The organism is Lysobacter sp. Root76, assembly GCF_001428685.1.
GTDB lineage: Bacteria > Pseudomonadota > Gammaproteobacteria > Xanthomonadales > Xanthomonadaceae > Lysobacter.
On the sequence record NZ_LMIK01000001.1, the window covers coordinates 555,038 to 574,154 of the forward strand.

A 19,117-nucleotide genomic window follows, 5' to 3' on the forward strand; every position below is an offset into this window, starting at 1 on the left:
CCTCCCCTGCCCGCGCATCCGCGGCGCCCGACCCGAGGGTCGCGCGCCCCGCGCCAGGCCCGGCCTTGCGGCGCAGGGCCGGGCGGGACAGCGGTGCGGGCCGTCGCCGGCGCGAGCGCAGGCGACGGTGGAGCGTAGGCAGGCGCTAGGCGCGTGCGGCGTAGAAAGAGTCGCGGAAGGCGGCAAAGGTTCCCTGCTCGATCGCCGCGCGCATCTGCGCCATCAGGCGCTGGTAATAGCGCAGGTTGTGCAGGGTGCCCAGCATCGGGCCCAGCATCTCGTTGCAGCGGTCCAGATGGCGCAGGTAGGCGCGGCTGAAACCGTTGACGCAGGCGTAGCAGTCGCAGCCTTCCTCGATCGGGCGCAGATCCCGCTCGTACTTGGCGTTGCGCACGCGCACGGTGCCGCTGGCGGTGAAATAGTGGCCGTTGCGGGCGTTGCGGGTCGGCATCACGCAATCGAACATGTCGACGCCGCGCGCGACCGATTCCACCAGGTCCTCGGGCCGGCCCACGCCCATCAGGTAGCGCGGGCGGTCTTCGGGCAGCTGCGGACAGGTGTGCTCGAGCATGGCGTTGCGCTCGGCCTCGGGTTCGCCCACGGCCAGGCCGCCGACCGCATAACCGTCGAAGCCCAGCGCCTTCAGGCCCTGCGCCGAGCGCGTGCGCAGGTCGTGGTGGACGCCGCCCTGGACGATGCCGAACAGCGCGGCGTCGTTGCCTTCGTGGGCCTTCTTGGAACGCTCGGCCCAGCGCAGGCTCAGTTCCATCGATTTGCGCGCAACCTCCTCGGTGGCCGGGTACGGCGTGCACTCGTCGAAGATCATCACGATGTCGGAATCGAGCACGCGCTGGATGTGCATGCTCTCCTCCGGACCCAGGAACACCTTGCTGCCGTCGACCGGCGAGGCGAAGGTCACGCCCTGCTCGGTGATCTTGCGCCGGTGCGCGAGCGAGAACACCTGGAAGCCGCCCGAGTCGGTCAGGATCGGCCCGTTCCAGCGCGCGAAGCCGTGCAGGCCGCCGTGGTCGCCGATCACATCCAGGCCCGGTCGCAGATACAGATGGAAGGTGTTGCCGAGGATGATTTCCGCGCCCAGTGCGCTGACGTGCTCGGGCATGATGCCCTTGACCGAGCCGTAGGTGCCGACCGGCATGAAGGCCGGGGTTTCGACCGTGCCGCGCGGAAACGTCAGCCGGCCGCGGCGCGCGGCGCCGTCGCTGCCGAGCAGTTCGAACGACATCCGGCTGGAGCTTTCGGTCGCGCTCATGCGTCCGCCTCGGGCAGCAGCAGCATCGCGTCGCCGTAGGAGAAGAAGCGGTAGCGCTCGCGGATCGCGTGCTCGTAGGCGGCGAACACGCGGGCGTGGCCGGCGAAGGCGGAAACCAGCATCAGCAAGGTGCTCTCCGGCAGGTGGAAGTTGGTGATCAGGGCATCGACCGAACGGATCTTGTAGCCGGGCAGGATGAACAAGCGGGTCTCGCCGGCGAACGGTCGCAGTTCGCCGTCTTCGCCGCCGCGCATCGCCGCGCTTTCGCGCCAGGCGCTTTCGAGCGCGCGCACCACCGTGGTCCCGACCGCGACCACCCGGCCGCCGGCGGCGCGGGTGCGGCGGATCTGTTCGATCAGGCCGGCGCCGACGTTGAGCCATTCGCTGTGCATCACGTGCTGTTCGAGGCTGTCGACCCGCACCGGCTGGAAGGTGCCCGCGCCGACGTGCAGGGTGACGTGGCCGAACTCGACTCCGCGCTCGCGCAGGCGCGCCAGCAGTTCCTCGTCGAAATGCAGGCCGGCGGTGGGCGCGGCGACCGCGCCGACTTCGCGCGCGAACACGGTCTGGTAGCGCTCGTCGTCGTCGCTGCCGGGCTCGCGCTGGATGTAGGGCGGCAGCGGCAGGCGCCCGGCATGCAGCAGCCAGTTCTCCAGCGAATCGCCGTGCGGCTGGCCATCGAGGTGGAACTGCAGACGATAGAACTCGCCTTCGCGGCCCAGCACTTCGGCTTCGCCGCCGGCGTCCAGGGCGATGCGCGCGCCGGGCTTGGGCGACTTGCTCACGCCCAGCTGCGCGCGCGCCTGGGCGCCGCCGAGCAGGCGCTCGATCAGGATCTCGACCCGGCCGCCGCTGGCCTTGTGGCCGAACAACCGCGCCGGGATCACCCGGGTGTCGTTGAACACGAGCAGGTCGCCGGGCGCCAGCAGCTCGGGCAGGTCGCGGAAGCTGCGGTCGGCGAACGCGGCCGGCGCCGGCGGCACCAGCAGCAGGCGGCTGGCGGAACGTTCCGGCAGCGGGGCCTGGGCGATCAGTTCCGGCGGCAGCTCGTAATGGAAGTCGGATTTTTTCAAGGAAGACGGATTCTGGGCGGGGTGGCGCGCGGGCGCGCACGGGCGCGACGGAAGCCGCGGCAGCGGCCGCAGGCCGGTGGCGGCCGGTCGCTGGGACGGGCACCGGCAGGGTCGCGGGAGGGGCGCATTATCCGCGCCTTCGGGGTCGCGGGGCAAAAAACGACGCGGCTGCGCGCCGAAGCCTGGTTCGCGGGCCTGGTTTGCGGGCTCGGTTCGATAGCGTGGCCGCGAACCGAGGCCGCGACCGTCGCGCGCCTTACAGCCAGCCGTTCTGGCGGGCCTGGCGGTAGGCCTCGATGCGGTTGCCGGCACCGAGCTTGCCGATCGCCTCGGACAGGTAGTTGCGGACCGTGCCCTGGCTCAGGTGCAGGCGCTGGCCGATTTCGGCGGTCGACACGCCCTCGCCCGCCAGGCGCAGGACCTGGCGCTCGCGTTCGGTCAGCGGGTCTTCCTCGCCCCAGGCCGCGACCGCCAGTTGCGGGTCGATCGCGCGGCCGCCGCGGTGGACCTGGCGCAGGGCATCGGCGAGCTGTTCGGCGGGCGCGTCCTTGAGCAGATAGCCACGCACGCCGGCGTCCAATGCGCGGCGCAGATAGCCGCTGCGGCCGAAGGTGGTGACGATCACCACCCGCGTCTCCAGGCCGGATTCGCGCAGGCGCTGGGCCAGCTCGATGCCGGTCATGTGCGGCATTTCGATGTCGGTGACCAGCAGGTCCGGCTGCAGCCGTTGCACCGCCGTCCAGGCCGCCTCGCCGTCGCCGACCGCGGCCACGACTTCCAGGTCGGACTCCAGGTTCAATAGCGCCGCCAGGGCGCCGCGCACCATCGCCTGATCCTCGGCCAGCACCAGCCGGATCATGCCGCCCCCCGTTCGCTGAACGCATGCGCCGGCACCGCAGCTTCGTCGCTGCGGCGCGCGACGGCCAGGGCCTCGCGCGGCAGGATCAGGCGCAGGCGGGTGCCGGCGCCGACCGGGCTGTCGATTTCGACGCTGCCGCCGACTTCGCGCAGGCGTTCGCGCATGCCGGTCAGGCCGTGGCCCTCGCGACCGGCGCCGCCGCGGCCGTCGTCGGCGATCAGCAGGCTCAGGCCGCCGCGGGCCTCGCCGATCAGCTCGACCTCGACCCGGGTGGCGCCGGCATGGCGCAGCACGTTGGTGACCGATTCGCGCAAGGCCAGGGTCAAGGCGGTTTCCACCTTTTCCGGAATCTCGACGGGCGCCAGTCGGTGATCGAGGCTGATCTCGGCGCTCAGCAGGGCCAGGCGCGCGGCCGCCAGTTCGGCCTGCAGGCCGTTGGCGCGAATCCCGGCCACCGCTTCGCGGACCTGGGTCAGGGCTTCGCGCGCGACCCGCTCGACCTCGCCGATCTGGGCGCGCGCGCCCTGCGGGTCGCGTTCGAACAGGCGCGCGGCGAGCTGGGTCTTGAGCACCACCAGCGACAGGGTGTGGCCGAGCAGGTCGTGCAGGTCGCGGCCGATGCGCTCGCGCTCGGCCAGGCTGGCCAGGCGCCGCACCTCGTCCTGGGTCAGGCGCAGTTCGGCGTTGCGCAGCTCGCGGTTGCGGATGCTGACCACGCCGACGAAGACCATCGCCGCCACGATCACGTTGATGATGTAGGTCGACAAGGGCATCGCCGCGGCCGGCACGAAACGGTAGAAGCACAAGCCCTCCATCGCCAGCATCGCCACGCACAGCGCCAGCGCACGCCCGCTCGGCAGGCTGGCCGCGGCCAGGCCGACGGCGAAGATCACATAGGCCGCGCCGGCGCCGATCGGCATCGTGACGAAGCCCAGCGCGGCTACCGCCAGGGTCAGGGCGGTGCGCCGGCGCCGCGACACCGCGTAGTGGTGCGCGAAGTACAGCAGCACGAACAGCAGCGCGGCGCAGATGAAGGTCGCGAGCACCCAGGCCGGCGCCCGCGGCCAGTAGAGCAGCGGCAGGAACGCGAAGATCAGGTACAGCAAGGACACCCAGCGCCAGACCGGCGGGTGTTCGTGGGCTTGGATGAAGGCCTTGATGCGCATTCGGGGGTGTTTCCTTCGCTGCCGCGACTGTAAGGAATCCGCGGACAAAAGTTCAGGGTCGTCGCGCGCGGATGCGCAAAACCGGTCGCGCGCACCGGGCCGGGGGCCCGATGCGCGCGACCGGCGCCACGGCTCAGCGCAGTTCGACCGCCTCGATGGCGAAGGCGAATGCGCCCGGCGTGGCGGACGCCAGCGAGATGCCGCGCAGGCGGGTCAGATCGACATTGGCCATGCTCGCCAGGGGCACCTTGACCTCGCGCCAGTCGCTGCCGGTTTCGACCTGTTGCATGCCGGGACGGCCGTGCATGTCGGCGCCGGAGAACACCAGCAAGGTCAGCGGCCGACCATCGCCGCGCACCCGCAGCACCAGCTCGCGCACGCCGCTGGCGTCGGTCGCGGCCATCGGCTCGGCGCCCGGAAACAGGATGGTGCCGGCCCAGGTACTGGACGCGCCGGCGACGACTTCGCCGGCGACCTCGATCGCCGGACCGCCGTCGCGGCCCTGCCCGGCCGCGAGCTTGGACTGCGAGTGCCCGCCGATGATCTGGTCGGTGCTCGCCGCCCAGCCCGGCGCCGGTTGGCCGCCGCGCAGCAGTTCGACCGCGCCCACGCCGACGCGCGCCGCCGGCGTGCCGGCGACGCGGGCCACGCTGTAGCCGTTCTTCCAGACCGTGCGGATCGCGCGCGTGGCGGTGATGTCGGTGCCCGGATCGCCGTCGACCAGGACCAGGTCGGCGCGCAGGCCGGGGGCGATGCGGCCGCGGTCGCTCAGGCCGAAGCGTTGCGCCGGCGCCGAAGTCGCGGCGCGCAGCGCTTCCACCGGGGTCAGGCCGGCCTGCACCAGCAGGGCCAGTTCGGCGTGCTGGCTGGCGCCGTGGGTGGTGCCGGGATTGCCGGCGTCGGTGCCGGCCAGCAGGGTCACGCCGGCCGCGTGCAGGCGGCGCACGTTCTCCAGGGCGTTGGGCAGGTGCTGGTCGATGTCCTTGGGCAGCGGGAAGGTCTGGCCCAGCGCGTCCTTCTGCGCCGGCTGCAGCATCGGCGCGATGCGCGGATCGGCCGCCAGCCTGGCGCCCTCGCCGCTGCGCGACAGGGTCGCCATCACGCTCAGGGTCGGGGTCACGAAGGCGTCGCGGCGCTTGATCTCGGCGACCAGGGCCTGATCGGCGACGCGGTCGCTGTAGACGTGGATCAGGCCGTCGGCGCCGGCATCGATGACCTTGCGGGCGTCGCCGGCCTGGGCCACGTGGACTATCGCCAGTTTCTTCTGCCGATGCGCGGCGGCGATCGCGGCCTGCATCGAGGCGTCCGACAGGGTCGGGATGCGCGGGCGGCCGACGTAGGCGGCGCCGTCGTCGACCACCAGCTTGATGTAGTCCGAGCCCTCGCCGATGCGCGTGCGCACGAAGTCCTCGGCCTGGGCCGGGTCGTCCAGGGTCGGGATCGCCATGCCGTACTCGGTGCCGTGGCCGCCCTTGGCGGTGACCAGGGTGCCGGCCGACCACAGATCGGCGCGGTCGGTGCGCGCGTGGCCTTCGCGGTCCTTGCGCGCCTCGCCGATCAGGCGGTGGTCGGTGAACATGTCCAGCTCGGTGGTCACGCCGAAACGCAGGGCGTCGCGGCGGGCTTCGCCCCAGCTGTGGGTGTGGGCGTCGATCAGGCCCGGTAGCAGGGTGCCGCCGCGGCCCTCGACCACCGGCACGCCGGCCGGGATCGCGACCTTCGGGCCGATCTGCGCGATCAGGCCGTCGCGCACCAGCACCGTGGTCGCCGGCAGCATGCGCTGGCCGTCGAATACGCGCACGTCGCGGATGGCGACATCGTCGCCGGACTCGGCACCCGGGTCGGCGGCGACCGCGCCGCCGCTCAGGGCGACCAGCACCAGCACGCTCAGCCAATTGGGTCGGGGAATCGTCATCGTGGAGCTCCATGGGGGCCGGCGCGGCCGGTTTCGGGGTGGCGCCACTGTCGCGATCCCGGCCGCGGGCCGGCAGTGGGCGTCGTCACCGGGCCCGGATGACAGCTGTCACCAGCACCGGCGGATGGGGGTTATCGCCGTGCCCTGGACGTGATAAACTCACACAAGCTATTGAATTGAAACGAAAAACAACCAAAGCAACGCCGGCGACGGCAGGCCCTGCGGCTGGTTTCGTTTCGAACATGCGCGTTTCGAGCAATGTGTCAGATATGTGTGTGTCAGACATCTGCGTTCGAAACTGCGCGTGCCGACTTGCATGAAGGGCGGCGCTTGGCGACCCGGCACCGATCCGGGGCGCTGCAACTGCGAGCGCTAGGCCACGGAGGCCCAGCCTGTTCTTCATCCCACGATGCTTCGGCCGGACTGCCGACGACCCTTGGAGATCCCGTAATGACCCTGCTCAGCCCCCTCGCGCCGCTGCGTGCCCATGCCGGCGCGCGCCGCACCATCGGCCTGGACGACGCCACCGTCGCCCGCTTCGCCGCCACCCACCCTGAACTGGTCGAGGCCATCGAAGCCGCCGCGGCCGAATACGCCGCCGTGCGCGCCGACATCGCCGACCTGCTGGACCTGGACGAAGACGCGCAGATCCGCGCCGTCCAGGCCGGCTACGTCAATTTCTACACCGACGACGGCGTCAATCCCTACATCGCGCTGGTCGCGCGCGGCCCCTGGGTGATCACTCTCAAGGGCGCGGTCCTGCACGACTCCGGCGGCTACGGCATGCTCGGTTTCGGCCACACCCCGGGCGCGGTGATCGCGGCCATGGCCAAGCCGCAGGCGATGGCCAACATCATGACCCCGTCGCTGTCGCAGCTACGCTTCGAGCGCGCCCTGCGCGCCGCGATCGGCGGCGAGCGCGGCTGCCCCTACACCCGCTTCCTGTGCCTGAACTCGGGCTCGGAGTCGATGTCGCTGGCCGCGCGCATCGCCGACGTCAACACCAAGCTGATGACCGACCCGGGCGCCAAGTACGCCGGCCGCACGATCAAGCGCGTGGTCGTCAAGGGCAGCTTCCACGGCCGCACCGAGCGTCCGGCGCTGTACTCGGATTCCTCGCGCAAGGCCTACACCCAGTACCTGGCCAGCTTCCGCAACGAGGACTCGGTGATCACCGTCGAGCCCTACGACATCGAAGCGCTCAACCAGGTCTTCGCCGACGCCGACGCCAACGGCTGGTTCGTCGAGGCGATGTTCCTGGAGCCGGTGATGGGCGAAGGCGACCCGGGCCGCAGCGTGCCGCCGGCGTTCTACAGCGCCGCGCGCGAACTCACCCGCAGCCACGGCTCGCTGCTGCTGGTCGACTCGATCCAGGCCGGCCTGCGCGCGCACGGCGTGCTGTCGATCGTCGACTACCCGGGCTTCGAAGGCCTGGATCCGCCGGACATGGAAACCTATTCCAAGGCCCTCAACGCCGGCCAGTACCCGCTGTCGGTGCTCGCGGTCGGCGAACGCGCGGCCTCGCTCTACCGCAAGGGCCTGTACGGCAACACCATGACCACCAACCCGCGCGCGCTGGACGTGGCGGTGACGGTGCTGTCGCAGGTCACTCCGGAGCTGCGCGAGAACATCCGCGCGCGCGGCGCCGAAGCGCTGCAGAAGCTGGAGAAGCTCAAGACCGAGCTCGGCGGCCTGATCACCAAGGTCCAGGGCACCGGCCTGCTGTTCTCGTGCGAACTCGCCCCGCAGTTCAAGTGCTACGGCGCCGGCTCGACCGAGGAATGGCTGCGCGAGCGCGGCATCGGCGTGATCCACGGCGGCGTCAACTCGCTGCGCTTCACCCCCAACTTCAACATCAGCAGCGAAGAGATCGACCTGCTGGTGTCGATGGTCGGCCGCGCGCTCAAGGAAGGCCCGCGCGCGCAGCAGGCCGCCGCGGCTTGAAGGCCTGAAGCGAACCTGGAGCAGCGAGCGCAAGCCGCTGCTCGCTTACCGCCCATGGCGCTCGATCTGATCCAGGCCCGGCACGAGCGCGAGATCCACGCCTCGCGCAAGTGCTTCGCTATCGACGAAACCTTGCACGCGCAGTTGCTGGCGCGGGCGCTTCCGCGCAACGAGTATCCGCTGCTGCAGCAGATGCGCGATTACTACGCCGACACGACCTTGCTGTTCGGCCAGCTGCGCGCGCTGCATGCCGAACTGACTCGGGTCGCGGACAAGTTCGGCGATCGCAGCCAGGTGCAGGCCTTGTCGCGGTTCGTCGAGCAGGCCATGGCCGACGGCGACAATCTTTACGCCACGGCCGATTGAACGCCCCCGCTCCGTCGCTGCGCTTTCGAGCCGGGAATTCGGGGATTCCCTACTCCTGGTGAGTAAAGGAGACTCCCCGCGACGCTGCACGTCGCCCGCCCTCTCTGCAAAAAGGGGAACAGCGGCGGCGATGATCCCGCCGCGCCGCGCTTGCGCCCCGCTCCGCAACCATTAATCCTGTGCGGCAAGCATCGCCCGCACACCGTCCCCAGGTCGCCCATGAAGATCGTCGAAGTCCGTCATCCCCTGGTCCAGCACAAGCTCGGCCTGATGCGCCGCGCCGGCAACAGCACCAAGGAATTCCGCGAGCTCGCCTCCGAGGTCGCGACCCTGCTCACCTACGAAGCCACCGCCGATCTGGAAACCGAGGAAGCGACGATCGAAGGCTGGGCCGGGCCGGTCACCATCCGCCGCATCAAGGGCGCCAAGGTCACCCTGGTGCCGATCCTGCGCGCCGGCCTGGGCATGCTGACCGGCGTGCTGGAGCTGATCCCTTCGGCCAAGGTCGGCGTGGTCGGCCTGCAGCGCGACGAGCGCACCCTGCAGCCGGTCGGCTACTACGAAAAACTCACCGGCCGCATGGACGAGCGCACCGCGCTGATCCTGGACCCGATGCTGGCCACCGGCGGCACCCTGATCGCGACCGTGGACATGCTCAAGGCCGCCGGCTGCACGCGCATCAAGGGCCTGTTCCTGGTCGCCGCGCCGGAGGGCCTGCGCGCGCTGCAAGCCCGGCACCCGGACGTCGAGGTTTACACCGCCTCGGTCGACGAGCGCCTCAACGAAGTCGGCTACATCCTGCCGGGCCTGGGCGACGCCGGCGACAAGATCTTCGGCACCAAACACGAGACCTGAGCCCGGCTTGCTCCGACCCGGCGTTGCGTGCGGCGACGCGACCCATCGCCGATCCGCTGCCTGAATGTTGCTTTCTGTGGGAGCGACGTGAGTCGCGATAGCACTCCACATGCCAGCGAACGTTGGCGAGCGCCTTTTGCCCGGCAGCCCTCGAACGATGGCCGGCCAACGCGAAATCCCCGCCCACGCATGCCGCCGGAATTCATCGCGACTCACGTCGCTCCCACAGAAAGCGGCGTGCGCGAAGTTTGCCCGCTACGCAGCGACGCTTTCGCCGCAAGACCGCGCAATGCTTTGGGGTAGGAGCGGCGTAAGCCGCGACCGCGCCCCGCAAAACCTCAAAGCAGGCATCAGTCCTGCAGTTGCGCAGCGCGCGCCTTGGCCTTGCGCCGACGCCGCGCGACCACGGCGATCGCGACCACCAGCGCGCCGCCGCCGAACCACGGCCATACACGGTGCGCGCCTTCGGCTTCCGGCGCGGCCACGGGCGCCGGCACCGGCGCCGCGTTCAAGGCCGCCGCCGCCACCGCCGGCGACATCCGCCAGCGGCCTTCGACCAGTTCGACCTTGCCTTCCAGCGGCGGCAGGCGCAGCTCGCGCCAGCTCACCCGCAGATCGCCGATCTGCGGATCCAGCGGATTCTCCGCGCTGCCCAGGCCATCGCCTTCGGGCTGGAAGGTCGCCGCCAGATTGGCCGGCAGACGCGAGAAGTTGGGCCGGAACACCCGCCACTCGCCCAGCGCCTGCAGCACGGCGGCTTCGATCGGGCGTCCGTCCAGGCTCGCCGACTCCGACCACCAGCGCCGATTTTCCAGCGGCAGCGTCGGCGGATTTTCGTGGCCGGGCGCATAGCCCTGCGAATCGATCCGCGCCGCGTTCCAGACCCGTTCGTAACCGGTCGGGGTGGCGCGCCACTGGTACATCTCGACCCGGCGGTCGAGGCCGAACTGACGGCTGGCGATGCCGAATTCCCTGTCGCGCAGCACGCCCGCGGTGCGCGGCTCGCCGACCGGTTCGGCCGCAACGACCGGCGCCGCGGTCGGCGCCGCGGCCGCCTGCGCCGCGGCCGCGGCCACGAAGCAGACGATCGGCAGCAACAGCGCCGCCCGCGCCGATCTCATGCAGTCAGGGCTCGCGCGTGCAAGGCCGGGACCTCGTGGGCGGTGCCGAACTTGCCCTTGTCGTCGCGCACCACCTGGGCCAGCGCGCAGCCCGGGTCGTGGGTGAAGAACAGATGCACGTTGCGCTCCAGCTTGTCGGCGAGGAAGGACTTCTTCTCGTCGATCAGCAATTCGGCGTTGCGGTCGTAGCCCATGGTGATGGGCACGTGGACCCAGGGCCGGCCCGGGATCAGGTCGGCGCAGAACACCACGCCGCCGTGCGGGCGCCCGTCCACGATGTCCGGGCCGACGATCTCGGCCAGCATCAGCCCCGGGGTGTGGCCGTCGCTGTAGTGGAAGCGCACGCTCTCGCCCAGGGTCTTGGAATATTCGCCGTCGACCAGCTCCAGGCGGCCGGTGGCTTCGAGCAGGTCCGGCAATTCCGGGATGAAACTCGCGCGGTCGCGCGCATGCGGATGGCGCGCGCGCTCGTAATGCGCGCGCCCGACCAGGTAACTCGCGTTCGGGAACAGCAGCCGCGGCGCCTGGCCTTCGGCCCAGGGCGCGAGCAGGCCGCCGGCATGATCGAAATGCAGGTGCGACAGCACCACCACGTCGACGTCCTCGGGCGCGAAGCCGGCGTCGGCGAGCGACTCGAGCAGCACGTGGCGTTCTTCGACCACACCGTAGCGTTCGCGCAGCTTGGGTTCGAAGAAGGCGCCGATACCGGCCTCGAACAGCACCGTCTTGCCGGCCAGCGGACTGGCGAGCAAGGCGCGGCAAGCCAGGTCGATGCGATTGTGCTCGTCCGGCGGCGACCACTTCGCCCACATCGCGCGCGGCGCGTTGCCGAACATGGCGCCGCCGTCGAGCTTCTGGCTGTTACCCAATAGGGACCAAAGTTTCATCGCGGCCATCCGGGGGGAGGATCTGAGGGGATCTGGGGGAGCGAGCGACCGATGCGGGCGCCGGCGGGCGCTCGCAAGCGCATCGCGCAGGCACGCCGCGCAATCGACGCGTCGTAGGCATAGGGTAACTCCGCAGGCGTTAGCGCCGCGATAGCGCGGGCTGGCGCAAACGGACGATGCGCGACACTCCTCCCGACGGCAGGAGTGATCTGGCCGCCCGTGCCGAAGCCGTGAGCGGCGCAGGTCGCGATCGAACCCGAAAACGAAGAAACAGGTCGGGATCGTCGCCCTGACGCCCCACCCGCTGCGGGCACGGCCGGCTAGTCCTGCGGCGCCGCCACGGTCGCGAACTGGAACACGAACTCGCCCGACTTGCCGCCGTCGGCGGTGACCCGGATCGGCGCCAGGGAACCGTCGGCGCGCAGCTTGGCGCTGCCGGTGGCGACGGTGCGGCTGATCAGGCCCGAGCTGCGGCCGGTGATCTTGATGGTCATTTCCTGGCCCGGCACCAGCACGACGCGCGCGATCGAAGGATCGCTGGCGCGCGGACGCGCGATCGCGTCGGCACCGGTGTCGACGTAGTCGCGCGAGGCCAGCGAGAACAGTTCCTCACCGCCGCCTTCGATCTCGAACGACCACGCGGTGCTGCCGCTGGTGCCGTCGTCGATCACTTCGATCTGCTTCAGGGTCAGCAGTACCGCGGTCTTGCGTGGCGCCTGCTGCGAATTCGCCGGCGCGACGGCCGGCTTGCCCGACGCGTTGGCCGGAGCGTTGGCCGGAACCGCAGTCGCCGCCGGCGCGTCGTCGCTGAGCCAATCACGGACGTTGTTGACCAGAGTGGTCAGGCCGACCAGGAACGCGAGCAACGCGACCGAGATCGCAGGCACACGGGTGTACCAGGGCTTGTCCTGTTGATCCGTCACTGTCGGCCCCGCCCCTGTTTGTCGCGTCGTTGTGTCGAAGGCGCAATCTACTGCACTGCGCGCGACGGCTCTAGCGCCGCCGCGCATCGGATCGCGGCCCGGTTCAGGGCTGGGGCAGCACCGCGGCCTTGCCGACCGGATTGCGCGGGTCGGTGCCGCCGGACAGCGTGCCGGCGGTCTTGTCCCACATCACCGTCTGCAGATTGCCCCAGGTGCTTTCGCCGGCGTTGACCTTGTGGCCCATCGCCTGCAATGCGGCGACCGTGGCCGCGTCCAGCGCTCCGGCCTCGGCCGAGATCGCGTCGGGCATCCACTGGTGGTGGTAGCGCGGCAATGCCGCGACCTGCTGCGGCGCCAGGCCGGCGTCGTAGGCCAGGATCGCCAGCAATACCTGGGTGATGATGCGGCTGCCGCCGGGCGCGCCGACCGCGATCACCTTGTCTTTCGACTCCATGAAACTGGGCGTCATCGAGCTGAGCATGCGCTTGCCCGGCGCCGGCGCATTGGCCGAGTAGCCCATCACGCCGAAGGCGTTGGGCGTGCCCGGACGCAGCGCGAAATCGTCCATTTCATTGTTGAGCAGCACACCGGTGCCCGGCGCGACCATGCCCGAGCCGTACAGCAGGTTGACGGTCTGGGTCGCGGCAACCCGGTTGCCTTCGGCGTCGATGATCGAGAAGTGGGTGGTCTCGTCGTCTTCCAGCGGCGCTGCCTGGCCCGACAGCAAGTCGCTGGGCGTGGCCTTGTCCGGATGGATGGTGGCGCGCAGGCCGGCCGCGTAGTCGGCGCTGGTCAGGCGCGCCAGCGGCATCTTCACGAAGTCGGGATCGCCGAGGTAGAGGGTGCGGTCGCGGTAGGCGCGGCGCATCGCCTCGACCACGATGTGGACGCGGTGGGCGTCGTCGAGCTTGGACAGGTCCCAGCCCGCGATCGTCTGCAGGATTTCGGCCAGGGCCACGCCGCCCGAGGACGGCGGCGGCGCGGTGACGATGTCCCAGCCGCGGTACTTCAGGCGCAGCGGTTCGCGTTCGCGCACCTGGTAGCCGGACAGCTCGTCGGCGCGCCACTGGCCGCCTTCGTGCTTGACCGCGGCCAGCAGCTTCTTGGCGACTTCGCCGCGGTAGAAGCCGTCGTAGCCCTTGGCCGCCAGCAGCTCCAGGGTATGCGCGAGCTCGGGCTGCTTGAGGATTTCGCCGGCCTTGGGCGGGCTGCCGTCGGCCAGGAACACCGCGCGCGTGCCGGCGTAGCGCTCCATCACTTCGCGGCGGCTGGCGTAGCCCTTTTCCAGGCGCGGGTAGATCGGGAAACCTTCGCGCGCGATCCGGATCGCCGGCGCCAGCGAAGTCTTCAGCGGCAGCTTGCCGTAGCGCTCGGCCAGGTGCACCAGCGCCGCCGGCAGGCCGGGGATGCCGGCCGACCACGGACCGTTGGTGGCGCGGTCGCGATCGAGTTCGCCGTTCTTGTCCAGGTATGCGGCCGGAGTCGCCGCGGCCGGCGCGGTCTCGCGCGCGTCGACGAACACGTCGCGACCGGTCCTGGCGTCATGCAGCAGGAAGAAGCCGCCGCCGCCGATGCCGGAACTGATCGGCTCGACCACCGACAGCGTCGAGGACACCGCGACCGCGGCATCGAAGGCGTTGCCGCCCTGGCGGATCGCTTCCAGGCCGGCGTCGGTCGACAGTTGATGCGCGCTGGCGATGGCTGCGCCCGGCGGGTGCGCGACGCCGGCTTGCGGCGCCTGCGCCGCCTGCGAGGGAGAGAATGCGAACAGCAGACCCAGGGACAGCAGACCGGCGTGCACTACGGGCGCCATGCGCATCGTTTACTCCTGTTGCAAACGCTGCAGCTTGGCCAGCAGCTGTTCGTGGGATTCGGGATGGGCCGGGTCGTTGTCGATGCACTCGACCGGGCAGACGACCACGCACTGCGGTTCGTCGTAATGGCCGACGCATTCGGTGCAGCGCGCCGGATCGATCACATAGATGCTCTCGCCCTGCGTGATCGCCTGGTTGGGACAGGCCGGTTCGCAGACGTCGCAGTTGACGCAGAGCTCGTTGATGCGCAGGGACATGGGGACATCATGGGGGCGGAACGGGCGCTTGAGAACGGGCCCATGAAAACGGACGCTTCAGAACCGGTTCGTCCTACAACCGGCTCGTCCTACAACCGGCTCGTCGGGAACCGGGCGCCGGCCGGGCAAGGCGACCGCGTCGCCGCGCGCGGGCGGCGAAACGGCCGGGACGCAGTCCGCGCCCGACCGTCCGTAAACCGGCGAATGCGGCCGCCGGGCGGCGGCCGCATTCGCGGGCGATTACTTAACTTCGACGAACGAGTATTCGACGTTGTACGGCGCGACGGCGGCCTTGACGCGCTCGCTGTCGGCCTGGGCGCCGATGAACAGCACCTTCACGCCCTTCATCGGCGGGGTGTCCTTGGTCGGAGCCGGGAACGCCTCGATGATCAGGTCGGCCATCTTGGCCGAGGCCGGCGAGCCGTAGGCCAGCAGGTTGCCTTCGGTGATGCCGCGCGCGATGTCGAGCTTGGCCTTCTCGACCTGGCGGTCGTAGAAGCCCTGGAAGTCCGGGCTGCTTTCGGCCGGCAGGTAGTACAGGTACGGGCTGACGGCGATGCCTTCGGCTTCGACCTTGCGCTTGACCACGTCGGTCAGGTACTTGCCCCATTCGTTGTCGTCGGTGCCCTTGGGCGCGGTCAGCGGAGCCTGCACGGCGGCGACCGGCGCTTCTTCCTTCTTGCACGCGGCCACGAAGGGCAGCGCGAGGCAGGCGATCAGCATCAGGCGGGAGGTGGTGTTCATCGGGATCCCCGTGTGTTGGAAGTCATCGTTTCTGATTGCGCTGCCATTCGGCCTGCAACGCTTCGGCTACCGCCGGTGGTACGAATCCGGAGACGTCGCCGCCGAGGCGGGCGATCTCGCGTACCAACGACGAGGAAATGAATCCGTACTGCTCGGCCGGGGTGAGGAACAAGGTCTCCACCTCCGGGATCAGGTGGCGGTTCATGCTCGCCAGCTGGAACTCGTATTCGAAGTCCGAGACCGCGCGCAGGCCGCGCAGCAGCACCCCGCCGCCGACTTCGGCGACGAAATGCGCGAGCAGGCAATCGAAACCGCGGACTTCGATGTGCTTGTGGTGGGACACCGCCTGACGGGCCAGATCGACGCGCAGCTCCAACGGCAGCGCCGGACCTTTGCCCGGGCTGGCGGCCACGCCGATGATCAGACGTTCGAACAGCGGAGCGGCGCGGTCGACGAGGTCGATGTGGCCGTTGGTGATCGGATCGAAGGTGCCGGGATAGACGGCGATTCGAGTACGGGCCACGCTCATGGAGTGTTCGTTCGCGTCTGCTGGCGGATGGCGGCGGGCGGGCGTCGGTCCGGGCCGCAGGGGCACCGTTACCGTCGCGACGCGCCCGTCGGGACGGAGCGAAGTGTAGCAGTCGGGCGCTTTCGCAGGGTTCGTTGCGACCGCGGCCGCGCCGGGCCTGTTTTCGGCTTAATTTTCGGTCGTGTTTTCGGCCTGGTTCGGGCCCGTCTAGACCGCCGGGCGCCGCCGATACAGGGCGTAGCTCACTTCCCTGGTGCCGCCTTCGCGGTGCCGCAGCCAGTCCGGCGGCAGCGCGATCGGCACGCCCTGCGGCGCTTCGACGTACAGCCAGGCCCCGGCTGCCAGTTTCGGCAACAAGGCCGGCCAGACCGCGTCCCACAAACCGGCCGCGAACGGCGGGTCGACGAAGGCCAGGTCGTAGCCGGCCTCGGCCTGCCCTCCCAGCCAGGCCAGCGCGTCGGCCTGGACCACCTGCGCGGCCTCGCCGCCGGGCAGGCGCGCCACAGTCGCGCGCAGGGCGGCGGCCAGGTTCGGGTCGCGCTCGACCAGGGTCGCGCTGGCCGCGCCGCGCGACAGCGCTTCCAGCCCGAGCGCGCCGGTGCCGGCGAACAGATCGAGCACGCGCGCGCCGGGCAAGGCCGGCAGCAGCCAGTTGAACAGGGTTTCGCGGACGCGGTCGGAGGTCGGGCGCAGGCCCGGCGCGTCGGCCACGTCCAGACGGGTGCCGCGCCAGCGGCCGCCGATGATGCGGATGCGTCCGGGCGTACCGGCGGCGGCGCGCATGGGCCGGCCTGCGGTGGGTTTGTTCATCGGGAGCGTGGCGGAGCCGGTGCTAGCATGTGCGCATTCTCGCGCATTCGTGACGCTTCCCCCTGATGATCGGTTTTTTCCGCCGCAAGAAGCCCGAAACTCCCGCCAGCGAAGCCCGACTCAGCACCGAGGAACTGGCCGCCGCCTTCCCGTCGGCGCAGCCGGTCGAGCCTGCTGCCGAGCCCGCCGCTGTCGCGCCCGCCGACGCCGAGCGCGCTGACGCTGAGCCCACTGCCGCCGTCGCCGCAGCCGAACCGGTGCCAGCCGAGGTGATCGCGGCCGCGCTCGAAGTCGACGCCACCACCGCTACCGCCGTCGCCGCCGACAGCGCCGCGCCCGCCGCCGCCGGCAAACCCGGCTGGCGCGAGCGCCTGCGCGGCAGCGTCTTCGCGCGCAGCCTGGGCGGGCTGTTCTCGCGCAATCCCAAGCTCGACGACGACCTGCTCGACGAAATCGAAACCGCCCTGCTCACCGCCGACGTCGGCGTGACCGCGACCACCGCCCTGATCGAAGGCCTGCGCCGGCGCATGAAGGCACGCGAGTTCGCCGATGCCACGGCCCTGCTGGCCGCGCTGCGCGCCGACCTGATCGCGCTGCTGCGGCCGGTCGCGCAGCCGCTGCGGATCGACACCGCGGCGCGCCCATTCGTGCTGCTGACCGTCGGCGTCAACGGCGTCGGCAAGACCACCACCATCGGCAAGCTCGCCAAGCGCTTCCGCGACGAGAACCGCGCCCTGATGCTGGCCGCCGGCGACACCTTCCGCGCCGCCGCGGTCGCGCAGCTGCAGGCCTGGGGCGAACGCAACGGCGTGCCGGTGATCGCCCAGGGCCAGAACGCCGACGCCGCCTCGGTCGCGTTCGACGCGCTGCAGGCGGCCAAGGCGCGCGGCATCGAAGTGCTGATCGCCGACACCGCCGGCCGCCTGCACACCCAGCAGGGCCTGATGGCCGAGCTGGGCAAGATCAAGCGCGTGCTGCAGAAAGTCGACGCCGGCGCGCCGCACGAAGTGCTGATGGTGATCGACGGCACCACCGGCCAGAACGCCCTGTCGCAGCTGCGCCAGTTCAACGCCGCGGTCGGCGTGACCGGCCTGGTGGTGACCAAGCTCGACGGCACCGCCAAGGGCGGCGTGGTGTTCGCGCTGGCGCGCGAGTTCGGCATCCCGATCCGCTACGCCGGCATCGGCGAGCGTCCCGAGGATCTGCGCGTGTTCGACGCCGAAGCCTTCGTCGACGCGTTGCTGCCCGAAGCGCTCGGCGCCTGAGCCCGCCCGCCGGCGCGCGCATGGTCGCCGACCCCGCCCCCGCCAATCCGGCGCCGAAACGGCGCGGGCGGCGCGCGCTCATCGCGCTCGCCGCCCTGGCGCTGCTGGCGACGTTCTCGCTGAGCTGGATCTCGCGCCCGGACCGCGCCGCGGCGCTGATCCTGGGCCGCGTCGGCGCCGCCCTGGGCCTGGAAATCACCGCGTCCGGCGCCGGCGAATACCGTTTGCGCGGCAGCCCGATGCTGCTGGTGCGCGACGTGGTCGTGCGCGAGCCCGGCGCCGCGACGCCGCTGCTCAGCGCCAAACGCATCCAGCTGTCGCTGCCGTGGTCGACGATCCGCAGCCGCGGCGAGCAGCTCACCGTGGAGCGGATCGAACTCGACGCGCCGCTGCTGGACCTGCCCGCGCTGCAGCATTGGCTGGCCAGCCGCCCGCCCTCGACCGAAACCCGCATCCCGACCCTGACCGACGGCCTGCGCATCGTCGACGGTCGCATCCGCAACGACGACTGGCGCATCGAAGGCATCCGCGCCGACTTGCCCGAGCTCTATCCCGACCGGCCGGTGCGCGCGCGCCTGCGCGGCCGCTATCTGGATCCGCCGCTGACGATCCCGTTCGATCTCGCGGTCGCGTTGTCGCGGCCCGCGCCGGCGGCCGGGCTCGGCGCCAACGGCCGCGTCGCGATCGAACAACCGGGCTGGCGCCTGCCGGCGACGGTCGCGCTGTCCGGACCGCTGCGCATCGGCGACGACGAGCTCACCATCGTGCCGGCGCTGCTGGGCGCGGCGGCCAGCTACGAATCCGGCGATACGCATCTGCCGTTCGCGCTGGGCCTGCACGGCCCGCTCAAGTTCGACGAGGCGGTGTGGTCGCTGGAACCGGTCGCGCTGGCGCTGCGCGCGCGCAGCGGCGACAGCAATCCGATCCCGAGCCTGGACGCGACCGGCGCGCTCGCGCTGGGCCGGCGTCTGGTGCTGCAACTGGACGGAAGCCTGGCGCGCTGGCCGCAGGCCTGGCCTGCGCTGCCGGCGCCGTTGGGTACTTCGTCCGCGCCGCTGCCGTTCGAGCTGCGCTACGTCGGCCGGCCCGATCTGTCGGAAACCGCCGGACTGCGCCTGAGCCGCGACGCTGCCCGCATCGACAGCCGCTTCCGCCTGCCCGCAGTGCTGGCCTGGATCGACGCCGGCGCAGGCGGCCCACCGCTGCCGCCGCTGGCCGGCAGGATCGTCGCGCCCAAGCTGGAAATCTCCGGCGCGACCCTGGAAGCGGTCGAGGTCGAACTCGGCGACGAGGATCTGCCGTGAGCCGCGCCGCACGCG

General features: G+C 70.9%; 18 protein-coding genes. 5 read left to right on the forward strand and 13 right to left on the reverse strand.

All coding sequences use genetic code 11. The features are described from left to right. Positions 1-145: 145 nt before the first annotated feature. The 5 genes from tgt to ASE10_RS02245 form a co-directional block, all read right to left on the reverse strand. The gene (tgt, locus tag ASE10_RS02225; RefSeq protein ID WP_200945839.1) at positions 146-1,243 is read right to left on the reverse strand and encodes a tRNA guanosine(34) transglycosylase Tgt; all 1,098 of its coding nucleotides are present in this window, start codon (positions 1,241-1,243) and stop codon (positions 146-148) included. 23 nt (positions 1,244-1,266) lie between these two features. Next, entirely contained in the window at positions 1,267-2,343 is a 1,077-nt protein-coding gene (queA, locus tag ASE10_RS02230; protein ID WP_055902650.1) for a tRNA preQ1(34) S-adenosylmethionine ribosyltransferase-isomerase QueA, read from the reverse strand. Between the two features lie 256 nt (positions 2,344-2,599). After that, the gene (locus tag ASE10_RS02235) at positions 2,600-3,202 is read right to left on the reverse strand and encodes a response regulator transcription factor (protein WP_055902652.1); all 603 of its coding nucleotides are present in this window, start codon (positions 3,200-3,202) and stop codon (positions 2,600-2,602) included. Beyond that, positions 3,199-4,368: a sensor histidine kinase gene (locus tag ASE10_RS02240; protein ID WP_055902655.1), complete on the reverse strand. Its 1,170-nt coding sequence runs from the start codon at positions 4,366-4,368 to the stop codon at positions 3,199-3,201. Before ASE10_RS02240 ends, ASE10_RS02235 begins: the two co-directional genes overlap by 4 nt. Before the next feature lie 133 nt (positions 4,369-4,501). Next, positions 4,502-6,283 (reverse strand): CIA30 family protein, encoded by a 1,782-nt coding sequence (locus ASE10_RS02245; RefSeq protein ID WP_056305222.1) that lies wholly within the window; start codon positions 6,281-6,283, stop codon positions 4,502-4,504. Between the two features lie 450 nt (positions 6,284-6,733). Here ASE10_RS02245 and ASE10_RS02250 point away from each other — a divergent pair, with 450 nt between their 5' ends. The 3 genes from ASE10_RS02250 to upp all read left to right on the forward strand — a co-directional run bounded on the left by ASE10_RS02250 (position 6,734) and on the right by upp (position 9,448). Beyond that, complete coding sequence (locus ASE10_RS02250) at positions 6,734-8,227, forward strand: aminotransferase class III-fold pyridoxal phosphate-dependent enzyme (RefSeq protein ID WP_055902660.1); 1,494 nt, start codon at positions 6,734-6,736, stop codon at positions 8,225-8,227. A gap of 54 nt (positions 8,228-8,281) precedes the next feature. Next, positions 8,282-8,593 (forward strand): hypothetical protein, encoded by a 312-nt coding sequence (locus tag ASE10_RS02255; RefSeq protein WP_055902662.1) that lies wholly within the window; start codon positions 8,282-8,284, stop codon positions 8,591-8,593. A 219-nt stretch (positions 8,594-8,812) separates the two neighbouring features. Beyond that, complete coding sequence (upp, locus tag ASE10_RS02260) at positions 8,813-9,448, forward strand: uracil phosphoribosyltransferase (RefSeq protein ID WP_055902665.1); 636 nt, start codon at positions 8,813-8,815, stop codon at positions 9,446-9,448. Positions 9,449-9,798: 350 nt separating this feature from the next. Here the strand turns inward: upp and ASE10_RS02265 are convergent, their stop codons facing one another. From ASE10_RS02265 to rsmD, 8 genes are all read right to left on the reverse strand, one after another. Next, positions 9,799-10,569 carry a TMEM43 family protein gene (locus ASE10_RS02265; RefSeq protein ID WP_055902669.1) on the reverse strand — a complete coding sequence of 257 codons (771 nt, stop codon included), beginning with the start codon at positions 10,567-10,569 and terminating at the stop codon, positions 9,799-9,801. Further along, complete coding sequence (locus ASE10_RS02270) at positions 10,566-11,456, reverse strand: MBL fold metallo-hydrolase (protein WP_055903933.1); 891 nt, start codon at positions 11,454-11,456, stop codon at positions 10,566-10,568. Before ASE10_RS02270 ends, ASE10_RS02265 begins: the two co-directional genes overlap by 4 nt. A gap of 320 nt (positions 11,457-11,776) precedes the next feature. Then, positions 11,777-12,379 carry a hypothetical protein gene (locus tag ASE10_RS02275; RefSeq protein ID WP_056306705.1) on the reverse strand — a complete coding sequence of 201 codons (603 nt, stop codon included), beginning with the start codon at positions 12,377-12,379 and terminating at the stop codon, positions 11,777-11,779. Between the two features lie 103 nt (positions 12,380-12,482). Next, the gene (gene ggt, locus ASE10_RS02280) at positions 12,483-14,192 is read right to left on the reverse strand and encodes a gamma-glutamyltransferase (RefSeq protein WP_055903936.1); all 1,710 of its coding nucleotides are present in this window, start codon (positions 14,190-14,192) and stop codon (positions 12,483-12,485) included. 9 nt (positions 14,193-14,201) lie between these two features. Further along, positions 14,202-14,450 carry a YfhL family 4Fe-4S dicluster ferredoxin gene (locus ASE10_RS02285; protein WP_055902675.1) on the reverse strand — a complete coding sequence of 83 codons (249 nt, stop codon included), beginning with the start codon at positions 14,448-14,450 and terminating at the stop codon, positions 14,202-14,204. A 240-nt stretch (positions 14,451-14,690) separates the two neighbouring features. Beyond that, positions 14,691-15,194 carry a hypothetical protein gene (locus tag ASE10_RS02290; RefSeq protein WP_055902678.1) on the reverse strand — a complete coding sequence of 168 codons (504 nt, stop codon included), beginning with the start codon at positions 15,192-15,194 and terminating at the stop codon, positions 14,691-14,693. Positions 15,195-15,216: 22 nt separating this feature from the next. Then, positions 15,217-15,723, reverse strand: coding sequence for a pantetheine-phosphate adenylyltransferase (gene coaD / locus ASE10_RS02295; RefSeq protein WP_055902681.1), 507 nt, complete (start codon positions 15,721-15,723; stop codon positions 15,217-15,219). A gap of 207 nt (positions 15,724-15,930) precedes the next feature. After that, a complete protein-coding gene (gene rsmD, locus ASE10_RS02300; protein ID WP_055902687.1) occupies positions 15,931-16,506 on the reverse strand; it encodes a 16S rRNA (guanine(966)-N(2))-methyltransferase RsmD in 576 nt (191 codons plus the stop codon). 92 nt (positions 16,507-16,598) lie between these two features. On the opposite strand from rsmD, the gene ftsY reads away from it, so the two are divergent. Both ftsY and ASE10_RS02310 read left to right on the forward strand, forming a co-directional pair. Further along, positions 16,599-17,798, forward strand: coding sequence for a signal recognition particle-docking protein FtsY (ftsY, locus tag ASE10_RS02305; RefSeq protein ID WP_055902690.1), 1,200 nt, complete (start codon positions 16,599-16,601; stop codon positions 17,796-17,798). A 20-nt stretch (positions 17,799-17,818) separates the two neighbouring features. After that, positions 17,819-19,102 carry a hypothetical protein gene (locus tag ASE10_RS02310; protein ID WP_056305218.1) on the forward strand — a complete coding sequence of 428 codons (1,284 nt, stop codon included), beginning with the start codon at positions 17,819-17,821 and terminating at the stop codon, positions 19,100-19,102. Positions 19,103-19,117: the final 15 nt, after the last annotated feature.